This is a genomic window from Streptomyces atriruber (assembly GCF_001418325.1).
Taxonomy (GTDB): Bacteria; Actinomycetota; Actinomycetes; order Streptomycetales; family Streptomycetaceae; genus Streptomyces; species Streptomyces atriruber.
In genome coordinates this window covers 1-19383 of sequence record NZ_LIPN01000037.1, presented here as the reverse complement: position 1 = coordinate 19383, position 19383 = coordinate 1, and the positions used below count along the sequence as shown (strand labels likewise).

Genomic DNA, 19383 nt, shown 5'->3' with positions numbered 1-19383 from the left:
CAGTGGCTGGTCACGCGCTCCCACATCGACTTCGGTCGAGTGTGGTCGGCGTCTTGTTGATGTCCTTCTGAGCCGACCCCCTGCGCTTCACGCACCCCTGAGCCCGCTCGGCGTCCGCTGAGCCCGCTCCCCCTGTCCGGGGTCGGCACCCTGCGCTCTTCGCACGACGCCCGTGCACCCGCACGCCGTCGCTCCCGCCTTCACACGCGTACGCCGCCGCTCCCTGCCTCACGAGCGCACGGCACCCCTCCCCTCGCACGACCGCTGCACCCTGCCCTGCCCTGCCCTGCCCTGCCCTGCCGAGCTGGAGAACGTCACACCATGAGCAAGCCCCCGCATTCCCGCCGTATCCCGGCGGCCTTCGCCCTGATCACCGCGGCCACCCTCGCACTGACCGGCTGCGGTTCGGGCGACGCCGCGGACACCGCGGGCGGGGCCGCCCCCGCGGGCAGGAGCGCCGACATCCCGACCGCGGACGTCGTCTCGTCGGTCCGGAAGGACGAGGCCGCGGCGAAGCTGCTGCCCGCGGACGTACGCGACCGGGGCTCGCTCTCCATCGCCTCCTCCGTCGGCGGCACGCCGCCCGGCGCGCTCTACCTGGAGGACGGCAGGACGATCGTCGGCCAGGACATCGACTTCGCGGACGCGGTCGCCAGGACCCTCGGCCTGAAGCTGAAGCGGGAGGCCGCGAGCTTCGAGGCGATCCTGCCCGCCCTGGGCAGCGGCAAGTACGACCTGGGCACGGGCAACTTCGGCGTGACCGACGAACGCCGGAAGACCATCGACTTCGTCACGTACATCAACGACGGCCAGGGGTTCGCCGTCCGCAAGGACAGCGAGCTGAAGAAGGTCACCGGCTTCGAGCAGCTGTGCGGCCTGAACGTGGCGACCGGCGCGGGCACCACCTTCGAGGTCACCCTGGAGGACAACAAGCACGTCTGCGAGGAGGCGGGCAAGAAGCCCTACAGCGTGAAGACGTACGCCGAGCAGGGCGCGATCTGGGCCGCACTGCAGCAGGGCCGCGCCGACGTGGTGATGTCCACCATCAACGGCCTGCGTTACGCCGTGAAACAGCAGGAAGGCCTGAAGTTCCTCGGCGAGTACCGGCGGCTCGACGTCGGCTTCGCCTTCAAGAAGGACACGAAGCTGGCACCCGCGTTCCGGGCCGCGGTCGACCGGCTGATCAAGAACGGCACGTACGACCGCATCCTGAAGAAGTGGGGCACACAGGGCTCCGCGATCGAGAAGTCACAGATCTCACCCCCGGAGATCAAGGACTGACGGACGGTCACACGCCCCGGCTACAGCCCGCAGTCGCAGCAGGAGCAGCACTCGCAGATGCCGCAGCAGCCACAGTCGCAGTCGCAGTTGTTGCAGCAGCCCTCGCGCTTCTTGCGGGACCAGGGGCCTTCGTAGTGGTCGGCGCAGCACACCTTGCAGGTGCAGCAGAGCCCGATGGCGACGGCGCACCCCGCCCAGAAGCCGCGCTTGCCGGGCTTCGGCGGCTGCGGTTCGAAGGCGGGCCCGCCGCCGAAGCCACCGGGGCCACCGGGACCCACCGGCCCGTCGGGACCACCGGGGGCCCCGCCCCCGTACGGATTGCCACCGCCGTACGGATTGCCGTCCCCGTACGGATTGCCGCCGCCGTAAGGCCCGCCCTGCGGCGGAGCACCGTACCCGCCGCCCTGCGGCGGCCCGAAGGACCCGCCCTGATGTGCCGTCACCTCATGCGCGTGCCCGCACGCGTCGGTGCCGAAGGCCCGGTCGATCGACCTGCCCAGCTCGTGCGCGAGCAGGAGGTGCGCCAGCTTGCCGTCGGTGAACTCGGCATCGCGCAGCGCGAGCCGGATGCCGTGCAGCGCGTCGTCGGCCAGGCGCCGCGCCTCGGCCGGTGAGGTGCCGGTCGCGGTGAGCGGGTTCCACGCGCCCGACGCGGCGTCAGCCGCCTTGTCCTCCACGGCGTCGAGGAGGTGCGCGAGCCTGCCGAAGAGTCGGCCCGCCTCGGCGAGCGGCGCCGCGTTGCCGGGCCGCCCGGCGAGCACGGCGGTGTGCGCGAAGGCCGCGGCGGTCGCGGTCTCCGTCGGCTCGGTGACCGCGAGGAGCGAGGTGCCGGGGCCCGCCAAGGCCTCGACTCCGGCCTGCCGTTCGACGGCGTCGACCAGGACCGCCGTGTCGAACCCCACATCGGCGCCGGTCCGCGCGCCCGCCTTGTCCCAGTTCCTGGCCACGCGCCGGGCGGCGACGGCCACCGGCCTGCGCGCCAGGATCCCGTCCCCGTCGACGACATGGTCACGGACCTTCGCCGACGCGAGCACCAGCGAGACGGCGGCGGCGAGCCGTGCCCCCTCCCCCTGGGCCACGGAGGCGGTCCGCATCCCCCGCAGCGGGCAGGGCCCCGCGGTGCGCCGCCACCCGGTCGACCGCTCGGCCTGAGCCTCCGTCAGAACCGAGATGATGAGACCGTCGTAGTTGGTGACGACCCGCGCGAACTGCCCGTGGTCACCGCGCAGTGCGAGGCAGAGCCCGCACAGGTGCGCCATCCACTGGGTCTTGAGACCCTCGCCGAGGCGATGGCTGCAGGGCCTGACGATTCCGAACAAGACGACTCCCCCGAGAGGCCCGTGTGTGATCAACCCCGGCATCGTAGCGAGGGCCCCGTTCACCCGTACGCACCGGCCGTCACCCATACGCCGTGAAGAATCATATTTCACTCACTGTCAGCAGCCGTACACAGCACGACCCTTGGAGCGCACCGCACATCGGCGTGTTGACTCTGCACCAGTACCGTCACGAAAACCCCGCGCGGCGACTATCCACTTGGCGCATCATCCGCATCATGGACGACGATAGGGATGCGGAATTCAGGGAAACCGCTGCGAGAGGAGGCGTCCATGGGATCGGTGCGCAAGGCGAGTGCCTGGCTTGGCCTCGTCGACGACAACAACGACGAGCGTTACTACGACGACGGCTACGAAGACGACCGGACTGAAGGGCCCGACCAGCCGGAGGCCTGGGTCACCGACCCGCGCGTGCGGGTGGCGAGCGAGGCGGCCCCGGACCAGGAACACCGGATCGGGACCGTGACCCCGGACAGCTTCCGGGACGCGCGCCGCATCGGTGAGCTCTTCCGGGACGGCGTCCCGGTCATCATGAACCTCACGGCCATGGAGCCCACCGACGCCAAGCGCGTGGTCGACTTCGCGGCAGGCCTCACCTTCGGCCTGCGCGGTTCGATCGAGCGCGTGGCCACGCGGGTCTTCCTGCTCACGCCCGCCGACACGCAGATCGTCAACGGCGAGGCCGCGAACCGCGCGTCGGACGGCTTCTTCAACCAGAGCTAGGGGCAGGGCCGCTCACCGGAGCCCCCGGGACGGTCCCGGACCGGTCACCGGAAGGCGTCGAGACCGGTGAGCGCCTTGCCCAGTACGAGCTGATGCATCTCGGACGTGCCCTCGTAGGTGAGCACGGACTCGAGGTTCGTCGCGTGCCGCATGACGGGGTACTCCAGCGAGATCCCGTTGGCGCCCAGGATGGTCCTGGCCGTGCGGCAGATCTCGATCGCCTCGCGGGCGTTGTTGAGCTTGCCGAAGCTGATCTGCTCGGGACGCAGCCTGCCCGCGTCCATCCGCCGCCCCAGGTGGTGGGCGAGCAGGATGCCCTTGTGCAGCTCGACCGCCATGTCGGCGATCTTCGCCTGGGTGAGCTGGAAGCCGCCGATGGGCCGGCCGAACTGCTCGCGGCTGCGCGCGTAGTCGACGGCCGCCTCGAAGGAGGAGCGGGCCGCTCCCATGGCACCCCAGACGATGCCGTAGCGCGCGTGGGAGAGACAGCTGAGCGGGCCCTTGAGGCCGACGACCTCGGGCAGCACGGCGTCCGCGGGCAGCCGCACCTCGTCGAGGACGAGCTCGCTGGTGACGCTCGCGCGCAGCGACCACTTGTGCTTGATCTCGGGCGCCGAGAAGCCCGGCGCGTCGGTGGGGACGACGAATCCCCTGATGCCCTCGTCGGTCTGCGCCCAGACGACGGCGACCCCGGCCACCGAGCCGTTCGTGATCCACATCTTGCGGCCGGTGAGGACCCAGTCCGTCCCGTCCTTCTTGGCGTGCGTCCGCATGGACGCCGGGTCGGAGCCGTGGTCCGGCTCGGTCAGACCGAAGCAGCCGATGATCTCGCCGGCGGCCATGCCCGGCAGCCAGCGCTGCTTCTGCTCCTCGGAGCCGAAGCGGTGGATGGCGTACATGGCGAGGGAGCCCTGCACGGAGACGAGGGAGCGGATCCCGGAGTCGGCGGCCTCCAGCTCCAGGCAGGCGAGGCCGTACTGCACGGCGCTGGCGCCCGCGCATCCGTAGCCCTGCAGGGACATGCCGAGCGCGCCGATGGATCCGAGTTCGCGGGCCAGCTCCCGGATGCCGGGCAGCTCGCCCTTCTCGTACCAGTCGGCGATGTGCGGCAGGACCCGGTCGGTCGCCCAGGTGCGGACGGTGTCCCGGATCGCGAGGTCCTCGGGGTCGAGGAGGTCGTCGATGCCGAGGGGGTCGGTGGGGTCGAAGGGCGGCAGCGGGGTGCGGGCGCTTGCGGACATGCGGGCCTCCGGCGGCACAAAACTAGCAGTGGTAGTTAGCTACGGCTCGCGCTGACGTTACGACGCAGTCTCCCCCACGTCCAGAGCGGACCGCCCCCGCCAGGCGTGCGGCCACACGCTCGAGGGGCGCGGGGAACTGGGGGCGGATGCTTTTAGGGGCGCGGGGAACTGCGCGACCAGCCACCGACAGCCCGCACCCGACGAAGAACCCGGGGCGGGCACTTCTAGGGGCGCGGGGAACTGCGCAACCCCCCACAGACCACCCGCACCCGAACAAGAACCGGGGGTTCAGACGTCCACGGACGAGCCCGCGCCGACCCGCGCAGGGTCCCGAGGCGCAGGCACTCCCTGCTCGGGCCGCGCCGCAGGCGCCCCGCACTCCATCCCCCGCGGCAGCTTCAGCGCCGCGACCGCCCCGAGCAGCAGCAGCCCCGCACTGACCAGCAACGTCACATGCAGCCCGTGCACGAAGGAGTCCCGCGCCGCGCTCCGCAGCGCGTCCCCCGCCCCGCCGCCGACCCGCGCAGCGACCTCGTACGCCTCGCCGAGCGAGTGGCCCGCCGCGGCGCTGTCCGCCGCCGACACCCCGTGCACCGAGGAGAGGCCCGGCGCGTACGCCGCGTTCATCACGCTGCCGAGCAGCGCGATGCCGATGCCCGCGCCGAGCTGGTAGGACGTCTCGCCGATCGCGGCCGCGCCGCCCGCCTGGGACTGCGGGGCCTCGCTCAGCATCGACTCGTACGCACCGAAGAGGGTGGTCTCCAGGCCGAAGCCGAGCAGCACGAAGCCGGTGAGGAGCAGCGCGTCGTTGGCGTGGCCGCCCATGCCGGTGAGCAGCACCACGGCGAACGCGGTCAGACAGAAGCCCGCGCAGACCATCGCGCGCGGCCCCAGACCGCTGAGCATCTTCGAACCCGCGAGGCCCGCGGCCATCGCGGCGATGGTGAGGGGCAGCAGGCGCAGGCCCGTCTCCAGCGGGGAGAGGCCGAGCACCAGCTGGAGGTACTGCGCGGCGATCAGTTCGAGGCCCACGAGGGCGAGCATCGCCAGGACGATGCAGCCGACCGACGTGCTGAACGCGGGCCGCGCGAACATCGACAGATCGACCAGCGGATGCTTGCGCCGCCGCTGTCTGCGCACGAAGCCGATGAGCAGGGCGCCGCCGGCGCCGAGGGAGAGCAGGGTCGTGAGGCCGAGCGGGTCCTCCCCGCCGCCGAGCCGCTTCACGCCGAGGACGAGGCCGAAGAGCCCGGCCGCGGCCATCAACGCGCCGACCACGTCCCACGGCCCGTTCCTGTCACCGGTCGACTCCGGCAGCAGCCAGCGGCCGATGGGCAGGCTGACCAGCATGAGCGGGATGTTTATCAGGAAGACCGAGCCCCACCAGAAGTGCTCCAGGAGGAACCCGCCGAGCAGCGGCCCGACGGCCGCGCCCACCGCGGCCACCGCGCTCCACAGGCCGATGGCGACGGCCCGCTCGCGGCGGTCGGGGAAGACCTGACGCAGGATCGACAGGGTCGCGGGCATGATCATCGCGCCGCCGACGCCGAGCAGCGCGCGGGCCGCGATGAGGACCTGCGCGTTGTCCGCGAGGGCCGCGATCGCCGAGGCGACGCCGAAGAGGGCGTATCCGAGGAGGAGGACGCGTCTGCGGCCGACGCGGTCGCCGAGCGTGCCGAAGAGGATGAGGAGCGAGGCGCAGACCAGTGGATAGATGTCGACGATCCACAGCAGTTCGATGGCGCCGGGCTTCAGGTCCTCGGTGACCGCGGGCACCGCGACGTGCAGCACGGTGGCGTCGACGGCGACGAGCAGCAGGCTGACGCAGAGGACGACGAGCACGACCCAGCGGTTGGCCCCGGCACCGGCCCCGGATCCCCGACGGCCCTGCGATGCTGCGGCCGTGGTCGTCCCGGACATGTGCGTACCTCCCAGTGGTCCCTCGCATCGGCGGCCCGCGGGATGAGAACTCCCAGCTCCGGCGGCACGGACAAGGCGAGTGAGCCGTCAGAGTACGCGAGTCCTCGCCCGTGACGCGTGGCGGACCTCTCACGGTTGTACGGATGTGATGTGGCATGCGCCACGCCCCCGCCCTTCGACCACGCCCCGTGGCGGCGTCCGGTTCCCCCCACGGCCGATAATCGAGCTCGTGACCGATCTTGATCAACGCCTCTCGCCACCCCCGGCGGGCCCTGTGCTCCGTCGCGCGGCGCCGGCGCTCCTCGTGTACGCCGGGGTGCGTGCGCTGGGCGTCGCCGTGCTCGCGGTCTGGGGCGCGGCGGCGGGCAAGAGCCCGCACACGCTGCTGACCGCCCGCTGGGACTCGCTCTGGTACACCCGCGTCGCCGAGCACGGATACGGCTGGGAAGTGACGCTCCCGGACGGCAGCGTCCACTCGAACCTGGCGTTCTTCCCGCTGCTGCCCTGGCTGGAGCGGCTCGTCTCGGCGATCAGCCCCTTGTCGTACGCCGACGCGGGTCTGGTGGTGAGCTGGCTCGCGTCGCTGTTCGCCGCCGCCGGGATCTTCGCGGTCGCCGACCATCTCTACGGGCGGCGGGCCGGGATCTGCGCGGCCGCGCTGTGGGCGGTGCTGCCGGTCGGCATCGTGCAGTCGATGGCGTACAGCGAGTCCCTGTTCACGGCGCTCGCCGCCTGGTCGCTGTACGCGGTGCTCAGGGGGCGCTGGGTGACGGCGGGCGTGCTCGCCTCCTGCGCGGGGCTGACCCGGCCGGTGGGCGCGGCGGTGGTCGCCGCGATCTGGGCGGCGGCCGCCGTCCAGGTGTACCGGGAGCGCCGGACGGATCGGCGCATGCTCCTCGGGGTGGCCCTGGCCCCGCTGGGCGCCGCGGCCTATGTGCTCTGGGTCGGCCACCGCACCGGCGGCGGTCTCTTCGGCTATCTCGACGTCCAGGCGGGCTGGGGCAACGGCTTCGACTTCGGCTATGCGTTCGTGCGCTTCGTCGGGGAGAAGTTCACCTCCGTGCCCGGCGCCCTCGCGGGCCTCGGTCTCATCGTCGGTGTGGGCCTGGTCATCTGGCTGTACGTCCTGTGCGTACGCCGCAAGCAGCCGCTGCCGCTGCTCGTCTACTGCGGCATCGTCGTCGTGCTCGCCCTCTGCGCGGCCGGCTACTTCGGCTCGAAGCCGCGGCTCCTGATGCCCGCCTTCCCGCTCCTGCTGCCGATCGCCGTGGCGCTCGCCCGGCTGCGTACGTCCAGGTCGGCGACGGTCCTCGGGGTCGTGGCCGTGGCGAGCGCGGTCTACGGGGCGTTCTGGCTGCACGGCTCGGGCCCGCCCTGATCACGTCATGATCATTTCCATGCCCCTCGATGATCGAACGGGAAATTCCACACCAGGACCCGGTGAACGAATTCATAAGGGCCATAAAACGGCGCCGGAAATGATCAACCAATTGCCTAAGCAGGTCGGTGCGGAATAAACAAACCTCAGGAATAAACCCCGGCCTGAGATCAATCCCACATCACATCGTCATCACAAAGCCACTGATTCGGCCTAGTGCCGCACTCACTCGCTGTAACGTCGATTGGGTGCGTACCGAACGAAACCTCACCCGTCTTGACCGGGTCTTCGCCCGGCTGGACCGTGAGCCGGAACGACCGGCCCACCTCGATGTACCGAGGATGAGCCGGCACAGGGTCGTGCTCTTCAGCGCGACCCTGGCCTTCTACCTGGCCATCGTCGTCGCCGTGCTGACCACCTCGTGGCTGGTGCGGTTCGACTGGCAGGTCATGTTCTTCCGGCCCTACCAGCAGTGGCCGGAGATCCACGCCTTCCTGGACTACTGGGTCGTCCTCGGCCAGCGCGGCCCGACGGCCGTGATGGTCGCGGCCTGGCTCGGCTGGCGCTCCTGGCGGCAGCACACGCTGCGCCCGCTCCTCATGTTCGGCGCCGCCCTCCTCCTGCTCAACATCACCGTGGGCGCCGCCAAGATCGGCATGGGCCGCCTCGGCCCGCACTACGCGACCGTGATCGGCTCGAACGAGATGTGGCTCGGCGGCGATATATTCCCCTCCGGCCACACCGCCAACGCCGTCGTGACCTGGGGAATCCTGGCCTATCTCGCCTCGACCCCGCGCACCCGCCGCTATCTGTCGGCGCTCTCCGCGGTGGTCTCGCTGAGCGTCGGCCTCACCACCGTCTACCTCGGTACGCACTGGCTGAGCGACGTCTTCCTCGGCTGGGCCGCCGGCCTGCTCATCCTGCTCGCGCTGCCCTGGTTCGAGTCGCTGATCGCCCGGGTCGAGGCCGTGATCTTCAGCGTCCGCGAGGCCTGGCGGGCCCGCCGCACCGGCATCATCACGGTGCCGGAGCCCTCGCCGGTCGGCGCCCCCGCGATGGTCCCGCAGCGCTCGGCCCCCGACGGCGACGGGCCCGTGCGCGAGCCGGTCGCGGCCGCCCGCGGCGCACGCCCCCCGGCCTATCTGGCGCCCGGACCGCACACGGCCCGTTCCGAGCGGACCCCGGTCACCCCGGCGGGCAGCCGCCGCCCGCCGCACCCCGACCGCGTGTCGCGCGGCACCCCGTCGGCCCGCCCGGTGGCGGGCGGCTGACCCACGGACGGCGGGGGCCGGTACGCACAGCCCATCCCCCGCACCGCGAAGGCCCCGGTTCCGTTGCGGAACCGGGGCCTTCTGCCGTGTGCGTTCTCGTGTTCTCCGCCGTGTCACACCGCCGGGGCGGGGCTCAGCCCTTCCAGCAGCGCGCCACGACGCCGTCCTTGACCTCGAAGTTGAGCCGCCCCGCGAGGTACTCCATCGTGATCATCGCGCCCGGCTGCAACGACCTGACGGTGGACCAGCCGCGCTCGCGCGCCTGTCGCTCGGCGCCGTCGGCCGGCAGGCCCACGTAACCGTCCGGGCTGTCCTGGGGCTCTGCGGGAGGGGTCGGGATAGGTGCCATGCCCGCCACGTTAGGCGGCACGGCCCCGGCGGGGAAGGCCGGGAGGCGTGCACCATGGGTCACCGATACCTCTCCGGTCACGCTTTTGTCACAGGATCACGACGTGCGTTTCGGTCGAACTCCGTCACACGTATGGGCGGTTCCGTACTTGTACCGACGTAATTCACGAGTGTCCTCACATCACCCGGAAGGGTTCTCCCGCGCTCCCGGAAATTGCCGGTCCGAATAAGATCGCGGCCCGTTTGGGACTCCTCCGCATTTCCGAATCCCGGCCGTCGCACGGGAGGTGACGGCGCGTGGGGGAATTCGCCATTCCGGCTCGCCCTCTGTCGGAGCCGGGGCGACGCGAGCATCATGGGTGGGCTTCGAACAGGCTTCGGGCGGGCCCGGGACGCGATGGCGAAGGGGCGGGCGATGGGGACCGAAACTGCACGGGCGGCCGAACCACCGGTGCGGGATCGGCGCCCCGGCCGGATCGTCGTGGACTGGCTGACCACCACGGACCACAAGAAGATCGGCCACCTCTACCTGATCACCTCGTTCGTCTTCTTCCTGATCGCCGGAGTGCTGGCCCTGCTGATGCGGTCCGAACTGGCCCGCCCCGGGCTGCAGCTGATGAGCAACGAGGAGTTCAACCAGGCCTTCACCATGCACGGCACGATCATGCTGCTGCTCTTCGCGACGCCCACGTTCGCGGGGTTCGCCAACGAGATCATGCCGCTGCAGATCGGCTCGCCCGACGTCGCCTTCCCGCGGCTGAACATGCTCTCGTACTGGCTGTTCCTCTTCGGCGGCCTGATGGTCCTCGGCTCGCTCATCGTGCCGAGCGGGCCCGCCGCGTTCGGCTGGTTCGCGTACGCCCCGCTCAACAGCATGGAGCGGTCGCCCGGCATCGGCGCCGACCTGTGGACCATGGGGCTCGCGCTCTCCGGCTTCGGCACGATCCTCGGCTCGGTGAACTTCCTGACCACCATCATCGGGATGCGGGCGCCCGGCATGACCATGTTCCGCATGCCCATCTTCACCTGGAACGTGCTCTTCACGTCGATCCTGGTGCTGATCGCGTTCCCCGTGCTCGCCGCCGCACTGCTCGTCCTGGAGGCGGACCGGCGGTTCGGCTCGCTCGTCTTCGCCCCGGAGAACGGCGGCGCGCTGCTGTGGCAGCACCTCTTCTGGTTCTTCGGGCATCCCGAGGTCTACATCATCGCGCTGCCGTTCTTCGGCATCATCACGGAGATCATCCCTGTCTTCAGCCGGAAGCCGATCTTCGGCTATCTGCCGCTGGTCGGCGCGACGACGGCCATCACCGGTCTCTCGGTGGTCGTCTGGGCCCACCACATGTTCGCCACCGGCGCGGTCCTGCTGCCGTTCTTCTCCTTCATGTCCTTCCTCATCGCCGTCCCGACGGGCGTGAAGTTCTTCAACTGGACGGGCACGATGCTCAAGGGCTCGCTGTCCTTCGAGACACCCATGCTGTGGGCGGTCGGCTTCCTGGTGAGCTTCCTCTTCGGCGGGCTGACCGGCGTCCTGCTCGCCTCGCCGCCCATCGACTTCCACGTCACCGACACGTACTTCGTCGTCGCGCACTTCCACTACGTCGTGTTCGGCACCGTCGTCTTCGCGACGTTCGGCGGCTTCTACTTCTGGTGGCCGAAGCTGACCGGCAAGATGCTCGACGAGCGGCTCGGGAAGATCCACTTCTGGACGCTCTTCGTGGGCTTCCACACGACGTTCCTCGTCCAGCACTGGCTGGGCGCCGAGGGCATGCCCCGGCGGTACGCGGACTACCTGGCGGCGGACGGCTTCACGGTGCTCAACACCGTCTCGTCGATCGGGGCGTTCCTGCTCGGCCTCTCCACGCTGCCGTTCCTCTACAACGTCTGGAGAACCGCGAAGTACGGCAAGAAGGTCGAGGTCGACGACCCCTGGGGCTTCGGCCGCTCGCTGGAGTGGGCGACCTCCTGCCCGCCCCCGCGGCACAACTTCGTCACGCTGCCCCGGGTCCGCTCGGAGTCCCCGGCGTTCGATCTGCACCATCCGGAGTACGCGGCGTTCGCGGCGCGGGACGCGGACCGGGTGCCCGAGGATCCGCAGACGGACCACCCCGGTCCAGGGCCCGGCTGAGCAGGTCCCTGGACGACGCGATCCGTTCGGTGAGCGCGGCGGGCTCGACGACCTGGAACTCCATGCCCATGAACAGCACGTGGAAGACCATCACGTCCAGGCTCGTCGCGCCCGTGCGCAGCAGACAGGTCTCCGCGGTCTCGGCCTCCAGGGTGCCGTCGGCGGGCGAGATCCGCTGGGCCGCCTCCTTGAGCGGGACGAAGAGCCTGACCACCGCCCGCTCGGCGTACGCGCGCGTGGAGACGCCCTTCGCGACATAGGCGGCGAGGTCGTCGGCGGGCGGGGTGCGCGGCGCGCAGCGCGGGCCGTGCGGCGGCCGCGGTTCGATGCGGTCCGCGCGGAACGTGCGCCAGTCCTCGCGGTCCAGGTCCCAGGCCACCAGGTACCAGCGGCGCTCGGTGCAGACCAGGCGGTGCGGCTCCACCGTCCTGCGGGTCGGGCTGCCCCCGTGGTCGCGGTAGTCGAAGCGCAGCCGCTCCGAGTCCCGGCAGAGGTCGGCGAGTTCGGTGAGGACCGCCGGGTCGACGCCCCGCGGCTGCGGGGCGCGCAGCAACGGCACGGTGAACGCGTTCAGGGCGCCGACGCGGCGGCGCAGCCGGTTCGGCAGCACCTGTTCGAGCTTGGAGAGCGCGCGGACCGAGGTCTCGCCGATGCCCTCGATGCCCTGTCCCGCGGCGGTCCGCAGACCGACGGCGACCGCGACCGCCTCGTCGTCGTCCAGGAGCAGCGGCGGCAGTTCGGCCCCCGCGCCGAGCTGGTAGCCGCCGCCGGTGCCGGGGCTGGCGTTCACGGGGTAGCCGAGCTCGCGCAGCCGGTCCACGTCGCGCCGGACCGTGCGCGGGGTGACGCCGAGCCGGTCGGCGAGGTCCGCGCCGGACCAGTCGCGGTGGGCCTGCAGCAGGGAGAGCAGGCGGAGCAGTCGTGCCGAGGTCTCCAACATGGACGTGATTGTGCCGGTGATCGAGGACAGCTGCGGTCCGCGATACCGGCCGGGTGGCTCTTGGGGGTCGGTTGTCGGGCTACCCCTTGCCGCTCGCCTCGCGGATCCGCACGGACAGGTCGTTGTCGAGCGTGTAGTACGGGCCCGCCTCCAGCGTGCCGTGCTCCGCCGTCGCGCACGGCACGACCGGGTACGTGAAGATCGCCTTCTTGTCCGGGACGTCGTCCAGGAGCCGGGCGAGGCGCACCCGCGGACCGCTCTCACCGGCCGGCCGCAGCCACAGGTCCCAGGGGCCTGCCCCGTGCTCGGCGAGCGGGCCGTACCGCAGCGCGAAGGAGAACGCGGGCCCCTCGGCGGTGACGTCGCCCCGGAGGGCGAGGTCCGGCTCGTCGCGCCGGACGGCCTCGACGTACGCGGCGCCGGTGAGCGCGGTGCCGTACACCCGGCCCTGCACGGTCATGGCGGTGCCGGTGATCTCCACCTCGCCGGTCTCGGCGTGCGGCGCGCGGCGCCAGCTGCGCACCGAGAGGTTGCCCTGCTTCGTCGCGTACGGGATGCGCACCGCGACGTGGCCGCGGCTGCCGCTGGGCGCGCGGTCGACCAGCGAGCGCAGGTCGTTCACGCCCGGCATCAGACGCCGCGGTTCGCCGCCCGCCACCTGCGCGTACGCGTTCCAGCGGCCCTCGGCGAGCTCGACGCTGCTGGGCAGCGCGGCCCGCAGCCTGCCGTCCCCCGACGGGGTGAGCGGCAGCCGCACGTCGTCCTCGGCGGAGTCGGCGTCGCGTCGTCGCAGCAGGAGGTGGGCCACCTCCTCCGTGCCCGGCTCACCGGGGTCGGTGACGTCGAACGTGAGTCCCCCGGCGGAGTCCGCGATGCAGTCGGCACGCGGCGCCTCCGACGCCTCCTGGTCGTCTCCGGCGTGCGACGCCTGCGAGGTGGCCAAGGCCGTCATACGGTCGATCCCTTCGTCTGTGCGCGGCCGAGATCCCGCACGGCGTACGCGCCCCCGAGCAGCGCGCCTCGCGTGCGGTGCAGGGAGCCGCGCATCCGGCCCCCCAGCGAGCTGCCCCGGGCGAGCATCCCGGTGAACATGTCGTCGTAGCGCTCGGCGATGCGTTCCGGGTCGAAGCGCTCGGAGTCCTGGAGCGCCGCGCCCGCCATCCGCTGCCGGAGCGAGTCGTTGTTGATCAGTTCGAGCAGCCCGCCGGCGATGGCGTCGGCGTTGCCCACCTCGACGAGGCGCCCGTCGACGCCGTTGTCGATGATCTCGCCGGGTCCGTGCGGGCAGTCGGTGGCGACCACGGGCAGCCCGCAGCGCATCGCCTCGACGATCGTCATGCCGAAGGACTCCAGGCTGGAGGTGACAGCGGCGATGGAGCCCTTGGCCCACTCGGGCTCGATCGGGTGGGCGGGGCCCATCAGGAAGACGTGGTTGTAGAGGCCGAGCTCGTCGATCAGGGCGCGCAGCTTGTCCTTCTGCTTGCCGCCTCCGTAGATCCTCAGCCGCCAGTCGGGGCGCTCGCGCCGCACCTTGTCGAAGGCCCTGATCAGCAGGTCGTACCGCTTGACGGGGGCGAGCCGGCCGGCCGCGACGACCCACTTGTGGGAGCCGTCGGCGGGCTCGATGCCGGGCGCGGGGACGGGGTTCGGCACGGCCTGGACGTGCACGCCGGGCAGCCGCATCTTGCGGGTGTACGCGCGGGCGTCGGCCTCGGTCGTCGTGGTCAGGACGTCGAGGCGGGGGTAGACGCTGCGCAGCTGGCGGCGGAGTTCCTTGCTGTGGCTGTCGAGCGTGAGGTGCTCCTGGCCGACGCGCAGCGGGCCGCGCGCGGTCTGGCGGGCGAGGTGCACGTTGAGCCCGGGCCGGGTGCCGATGACGACGTCCGCGTCGACGCCCGAGAGATGGTCGGCGATGCGCCGGTCGGTGAGCGCGCTGTACTGCTCGTAGCGTCCTTCGGCGCTGGGGAACGTACGGGCGGGACGCAGGTGCTCGGGGTCCTGGCCCTCGTAGCCGGCGGTCCCCTTGCGCAGGTCGACGAGGTGGCGCAGTCGGACGCGCTGGTCAGGCGCGAAGACCGGCTCGTCGCGGTGCCGGAAGACGGATACGACCTCGACATCATGCTGCTGGGCCAGCGTGTTTGCCAGGTTGTACGTCGTCCGGATCGTCCCTCCGATTCCGTACGCGTTGTGAATGAGGAAAGAGATGTGCATGCGTCCCCGTATTCCGCGCTTCCATGCGGACAGTCCCCCTCGTCCGCCTACCGCAGGGTTAGACGGGGATTCCTGGCCAAGGGTTGGGTTTCCTCACCATCCTGTTCCCGAACAGATGCGTGATCGGTAGCCAAGAATGGGAACCTTTTTGCGACTCCCCGCATCAAGGCTGGTAGGCGAGCTGGGGTACGACGAAGCAGTTGTCGTCCATGTCACCGCTCTGAGTGACCCAGCCGTCACCGTCTTTCCAGCGGGCGACGGACACACACGTCCTGCGTGTCCCCGGCGGCTCCGCCCGGCGCTCGAACGTCACGGGCACCAGCAGTCCCCGCGCGGAATACGGCTCGTACCGGCCCATGAAACGGTCCACGCACGCGCGCGTGACGTCCCCGCCGCTGCCGCTCAGGCAGGACTTCGCGGCGTCGGTGAACCACATGGCGGCGGCCCAGCCCTCCAGCTGCCACTGGGAGAGCGCCTTGCCGCGCAGGGCCGCGCGAAACTCCCGCACGGCCGGATGATCGGTGTCCTCGTAGTTCCTGCTCGACCCGGTGGCCCACAGGGCGTTGCGGCAGCGGGGCGCGTCCTTGTAGTCGTCGCCGACGGTCGAGGTCCAGTTCTGCACATTGGTGACCTTGGCGGTGACCTTCGCGCCGACGTCGTCCATCGCCTCGCACAGCCGGGCGTTGCCGTGCGTGTCCATCGCGTCGAAGACCAGGTCGGCGCCCTGCTCCTTCAGGTCGGCCGCGGCGGCCCGGAAGTTGGGCAGCGCGAAGTCGACCTGTTCGGTGACCACCTCGTAGCCCTCGGCCTTCAGGCCCCGGGTGACGAGCCGGGCGTACGCGGCGGACGCGGCCTGGTTGTAGGAGACGACGGCGGCGGTCCGCGCGCCCTGCTCCCGCTTGAAGTAGCGGTAGACCTCGGTCCCGCCGTACAGCTTGCCGTCCCAGCCCGGCTTGCCGTTGCGCGGGGCGAGGCTGCCGTAGATCCCGTACAGATGCGGATACGTGTCGTACGCGGGCCCGATGGGCTGTCCCCCGATGTCGGGCACGCCCGCGCGCGAGACACGGGCCGCGCCCGCGTAGTCCAGGGCGGACGTGGCGACGAGCGCGACGACCTGCTGCTCCTCGACGAGCCGGTGCACGCAGTCGTTGTTGCCGACGCCGCTGCCGCCGTCGTCGCAGGTGCGCACCTCGACCTTGCGGCCCCCGATGCCGCCGCGCTCGTTCAGCCGGTCGAAGTAGGCCTTGGCCCCGTCGCGCGGCCCGGTGAACGCGGCCCCGCCGACCGGACTGGTCGCGCTGGTGATGATGCCGACCCTGACCGGCGCTCCCCCGACGGGGGCCCGCGCCGTGCCGCGCCGCTCGAAGTCGCTCTCGGGCAGCCGGCTCCCGCAGGCCGCGCCCGCCATCAGGACCGCGACGACGAGCAGCGCTTCAGCAGCCCGGACCGGGCGACGCATTCCCGCTCAGCTTCACCAGGGCACAGAGGGTCTTGACGGAGACCTTCCAGGTGCCGTCCTCGTCGACGGCCGTGCCCGAGGCGTCGGGCAGCGCGGTGGCGCCCTTCAGCGTCAGCGCGTACGTCACGTCGGCCTCCGTCGCCGAGCCGAACCCGACCTTCGTCACGTCCGCCGCGACCTGCTTGCCCCGCTCGTCGCCGCTGAAGCTCTCCAGGACGTCGCGCATCTCGGCGCCGTTCTCCAGAACGGTCTCCTTCTCCTTCAGCGACGTCTTCGGGTCGAAGAACTTCTCCCAGTTCTCCGTGACCTCCTTCTTCGCTGCCGCCGGGTCGGCGGGGGCGGACGCGGAGGCGGAACCGCCCTTCTCGGCGGGCTCGGTGGTCTTCTCCACGGACGGCTCGGGCGGTGTGGCGGCGTCCCCGCCCCCGCTGTCGTCGCCGCAGGCCACGGCGGCCGGTCCGATCAGCAGGACCGCGGCGGCCGCCAGCACCGCGCTCCGCGCCCTTCCCCGCCCGCGGTACGTCCCCCGCCTTGGGCTGCTCCCGAGAACCATCTGGCTCACCACCGGGTATCGGTCCGGACCGTGCGGGCCCGGAGCTTTCAGGGTCGGCTTCCAGAAGGCATAGTGCAATCCATCGGCTGACATGGACAGCCCACCGACGTCACTGATGTGACCGACGACGTGTCCCAGGGGGCCTCGATGCGGGCGGATCGGACAGCTCGGACGACCGGTGCGTCCGGCCCGGCACGCCTGCGCGCCGTGCACCCCGTGCTGTGGGCGGCCTTCGCCTCGCTCGCCGCCGGTGCCGTGCTCTGCGTGATCGGCTGGTACGGCGTCTCGGGGGAACGGTTCGCCGAGCGGCAGCTGCCCTACCTCGCGTCCTGCACGGTGCCGGGCGCCGCGCTGATCGTCGCGGGCGCACTGCTGCTCACCCACGGCAGGAGCGCCCTCGCGGCGGCGTGCGTCGAGGAGTTGTACGGACTCCTGGTCGCCACGGAGCCCGTGGCGGCCGGGGAGCGGACCCCGGCTCCCGCGGCGGGCGACGGCACGCTCCTCATGGTCCCCGGCGGAACGCTCTGGCACCGTGCGGACTGCGCGCTGGTCGCGGGCAAACCGGAGGCGGTCCCCGCGGACGCCACGGTCCTGTCGGCACAGGCTCTCGCCCCGTGCCCGATCTGCGAACCGCGGCGCCCTCCGGAGCCCGGCGATCCGTCGTCCGGCCCCGTGCCCGCCCCGGAGCACTGACCCGGTGGCATCCCTGAGCTACGACCTCACGCTGGCCGGGCTCTCGGTCGGCAGCGCGGCCGCCCTCACCGGCATCGGACTGATCGTCACCTACCGCGCCACCGGCGTCCTCAACTTCGCGCACGGCGCGATCGCCATGCTCTGCGCCTACGCCCTGCGCCAGCTGACGGTCGAATGGCACTGGCCGCTCCCCCTCGCCGCGGCCGTCACCCTGCTCCTGGTCGCGCCCGGCATCGGCCTGCTGCTCGACCGCGCGGTCTTCCGTCCGCTGGCGGTACACGGGCGGGGTTCGCCCCAGGCGGCCGGTTCCGGGGGAGATCCGGCGCAGACCCTGGTCGCCTCGATCGGCCTCTTCGTCCTGCTCGTCGGCGGGGCGGCCCTCTGCTGGGGTCCGGGCGCCCGTGACGACGCGCCGGAGCTGCTCTCCGCCGACCCTTGGTCCCAGTTGGGCGCGGCCGTCGCCCTCGCCGTCGCGGTGGCCGCGCTGACCCGCTGGACCCGGTTCGGCGGCGAGCTGCGCGCGGTCGTCGACAACCGAGGCCTCGCCGTGCTCTCCGGCATCGACGCGGACCGGGTGGCCGCGGCCGGCTGGACCTTCGGCTCGTTCACCGCGGGCCTCACCGGCGTCCTGCTCGCCCCCTACGTACGCCTCGACCCGTACGGCATGCCGCTGCTGGTCATGGAGGTGGTGGCGGTGGCCGTGGTGGCCGGCATGCGCAGCCTGCCCGTCGCCGTGGCGGTCGCCCTCGGCCTGGGCGTGGCACAGAGCCAGCTGACGCGCCTGCACCCCGGTGGGCGGCCGGAGCAGCTCCTGCAGACCGCGAGCGCGAACCTCTTCGTGATCGCCCTGCTGGTCGCGGCGCTGATCCTGCCGGGCGTCGGCACCAAGGACGCGCTGCCCCGCACCGCGACGGCCCGCGTCCCGACGCCCTCGGGCGCCTGGATCGTGGCGGCGGTGCTCTTCCTGCTGCCGCTCGGCTTCGCGGGCTCGGACCTGACGACCGCGGTCCAGGTCCCGGCCCTTGCGGTGATCCTGCTGTCGCTGGTGATCGTCACGGGCAGGGGCGGTCAGATCTCGCTCGGCCAGGCGGCGTACGCGGGCCTGGGCGCCCTGTTCACGGCCCTCCTGGCGGCAGGCCGTTTCCCCGGCTTCCCCGCGCTCCCGCACCTGCCCGCCCTGATCGTGGCGGTCCTCCTCGTCGCGCCCCTGGGGCTGCTCACCGGCCGGCCCGCGATCAGCCGGCACGGCCTGGCCCTGGCGCTCGCGACCTTCGCGGTCGGCGTGGGCGTCAGCCGCTTCGTCTTCACCCAGCCGTACGCGACGTCGGGCCTGACCCTGGACCGCCCCGCGGGCTTCGCGGGCGACCGCGCGTACTACGTCCTCGAACTCGTCCTGCTGGCCGGGGCGCTGGTCCTGGTCACGGCGTTGCGCCGGGGCCGTACGGGGCGGGCGCTCGCGGCGATGCGGGACCATGAGGCGGGCGCGGCGGCGGCGGGGGTGCCGGTCCCGGCGCTCAAACTGGCCGCCTTCGGCACCGGGGCGGCGCTCGCGGCGCTCGGCGGCGGGATGCTCGCCATGGGCCAACGGGCGTTCGACGCGGGGGCGTACGACCCCGTCCGCGGCCTCCTGTGGTTCGCCGCGATCGTGGTCCTCGGCTCGGACAGCGTCCTCGGCGCCCTGGCCGCGGCGGCCCTCCTGGTCGGCCTGGACGCGGGGACGCGGGGCGGTGTGGCGGCCGCGGTGATCGGTCTCCTCGCGGTCCTCATCGGCCGCTTCCCCGGCGGCCCGTACGACGCGCTGCGCGCGGCCACGCGCCGACTCCGCCGCACGCCGCGCCTCACCCCCGCGGGCGAACGGGCCCGCGCGTCCCTGGCAACGGCGGCCAGAGCCGCCGCCCCCACC

Annotated in this window: 15 protein-coding genes and 1 pseudogene; 7 read left to right on the top strand and 9 right to left on the bottom strand. The window is 72.0% G+C overall.

Translation table 11 applies throughout. The features are described from left to right. Positions 1 to 321: 321 nt before the first annotated feature. A complete protein-coding gene (locus AOK03_RS04565) occupies positions 322 to 1281 on the top strand; it encodes an ABC transporter substrate-binding protein (protein ID WP_055563842.1) in 960 nt (319 codons plus the stop codon). A 20-nt stretch (positions 1282 to 1301) separates the two neighbouring features. On the opposite strand, the gene AOK03_RS04560 is transcribed toward AOK03_RS04565, so the two are convergent. Next, positions 1302 to 2600 carry a DUF5685 family protein gene (locus AOK03_RS04560; protein ID WP_208609500.1) on the bottom strand — a complete coding sequence of 433 codons (1299 nt, stop codon included), beginning with the start codon at positions 2598 to 2600 and terminating at the stop codon, positions 1302 to 1304. 291 nt (positions 2601 to 2891) lie between these two features. Here AOK03_RS04560 and AOK03_RS04555 point away from each other — a divergent pair, with 291 nt between their 5' ends. Then, positions 2892 to 3341, top strand: a complete 450-nt coding sequence (locus tag AOK03_RS04555) for a cell division protein SepF (protein ID WP_055563840.1) — start codon at positions 2892 to 2894, stop codon at positions 3339 to 3341. Positions 3342 to 3385: 44 nt separating this feature from the next. Here the strand turns inward: AOK03_RS04555 and AOK03_RS04550 are convergent, their stop codons facing one another. Further along, positions 3386 to 4582 carry an acyl-CoA dehydrogenase family protein gene (locus AOK03_RS04550; RefSeq protein WP_055563839.1) on the bottom strand — a complete coding sequence of 399 codons (1197 nt, stop codon included), beginning with the start codon at positions 4580 to 4582 and terminating at the stop codon, positions 3386 to 3388. A gap of 288 nt (positions 4583 to 4870) precedes the next feature. Beyond that, positions 4871 to 6502 (bottom strand): MFS transporter, encoded by a 1632-nt coding sequence (locus AOK03_RS04545; RefSeq protein WP_055563838.1) that lies wholly within the window; start codon positions 6500 to 6502, stop codon positions 4871 to 4873. A gap of 229 nt (positions 6503 to 6731) precedes the next feature. Here AOK03_RS04545 and AOK03_RS04540 point away from each other — a divergent pair, with 229 nt between their 5' ends. Continuing rightward, entirely contained in the window at positions 6732 to 7880 is a 1149-nt protein-coding gene (locus AOK03_RS04540) for a mannosyltransferase family protein (protein WP_055563837.1), read from the top strand. 248 nt (positions 7881 to 8128) lie between these two features. Next, on the top strand, positions 8129 to 9151 hold the full coding sequence (locus AOK03_RS04535; RefSeq protein WP_055563836.1) for a phosphatase PAP2 family protein: 1023 nt from the start codon (positions 8129 to 8131) through the stop codon (positions 9149 to 9151). A gap of 133 nt (positions 9152 to 9284) precedes the next feature. Here the strand turns inward: AOK03_RS04535 and AOK03_RS04530 are convergent, their stop codons facing one another. After that, the gene (locus AOK03_RS04530; RefSeq protein ID WP_055563835.1) at positions 9285 to 9500 is read right to left on the bottom strand and encodes an I78 family peptidase inhibitor; all 216 of its coding nucleotides are present in this window, start codon (positions 9498 to 9500) and stop codon (positions 9285 to 9287) included. Between the two features lie 354 nt (positions 9501 to 9854). On the opposite strand from AOK03_RS04530, the pseudogene ctaD reads away from it, so the two are divergent. Next, positions 9855 to 11486, top strand: a pseudogene (gene ctaD / locus AOK03_RS04525) (aa3-type cytochrome oxidase subunit I); the annotation flags it as partial. Position 11487: 1 nt separating this feature from the next. Here the strand turns inward: ctaD and AOK03_RS04520 are convergent. From AOK03_RS04520 to AOK03_RS04500, 5 genes are all read right to left on the bottom strand, one after another. Further along, on the bottom strand, positions 11488 to 12564 hold the full coding sequence (locus AOK03_RS04520; protein ID WP_079074475.1) for a WYL domain-containing protein: 1077 nt from the start codon (positions 12562 to 12564) through the stop codon (positions 11488 to 11490). Positions 12565 to 12643: 79 nt separating this feature from the next. Continuing rightward, positions 12644 to 13516, bottom strand: coding sequence for a hypothetical protein (locus AOK03_RS04515; RefSeq protein ID WP_055563834.1), 873 nt, complete (start codon positions 13514 to 13516; stop codon positions 12644 to 12646). Next, positions 13513 to 14775 carry a glycosyltransferase family 4 protein gene (locus tag AOK03_RS04510; RefSeq protein ID WP_055563833.1) on the bottom strand — a complete coding sequence of 421 codons (1263 nt, stop codon included), beginning with the start codon at positions 14773 to 14775 and terminating at the stop codon, positions 13513 to 13515. Before AOK03_RS04510 ends, AOK03_RS04515 begins: the two co-directional genes overlap by 4 nt. A gap of 163 nt (positions 14776 to 14938) precedes the next feature. Next, positions 14939 to 16234 carry an ABC transporter substrate-binding protein gene (locus tag AOK03_RS04505; protein ID WP_055563832.1) on the bottom strand — a complete coding sequence of 432 codons (1296 nt, stop codon included), beginning with the start codon at positions 16232 to 16234 and terminating at the stop codon, positions 14939 to 14941. Further along, positions 16209 to 16787, bottom strand: coding sequence for an MTB12 C-terminal domain-containing protein (locus tag AOK03_RS04500; protein ID WP_208609498.1), 579 nt, complete (start codon positions 16785 to 16787; stop codon positions 16209 to 16211). Before AOK03_RS04500 ends, AOK03_RS04505 begins: the two co-directional genes overlap by 26 nt. Before the next feature lie 147 nt (positions 16788 to 16934). Between AOK03_RS04500 and AOK03_RS04495 the strand changes: the two genes are divergently transcribed. Beyond that, on the top strand, positions 16935 to 17480 hold the full coding sequence (locus AOK03_RS04495; protein ID WP_055563857.1) for a hypothetical protein: 546 nt from the start codon (positions 16935 to 16937) through the stop codon (positions 17478 to 17480). 4 nt (positions 17481 to 17484) lie between these two features. Further along, positions 17485 to 19383, top strand: a 1899-nt coding sequence (locus AOK03_RS04490; RefSeq protein WP_055563831.1) for an ABC transporter permease subunit, incomplete at its 3' end; no start/stop codon positions are given.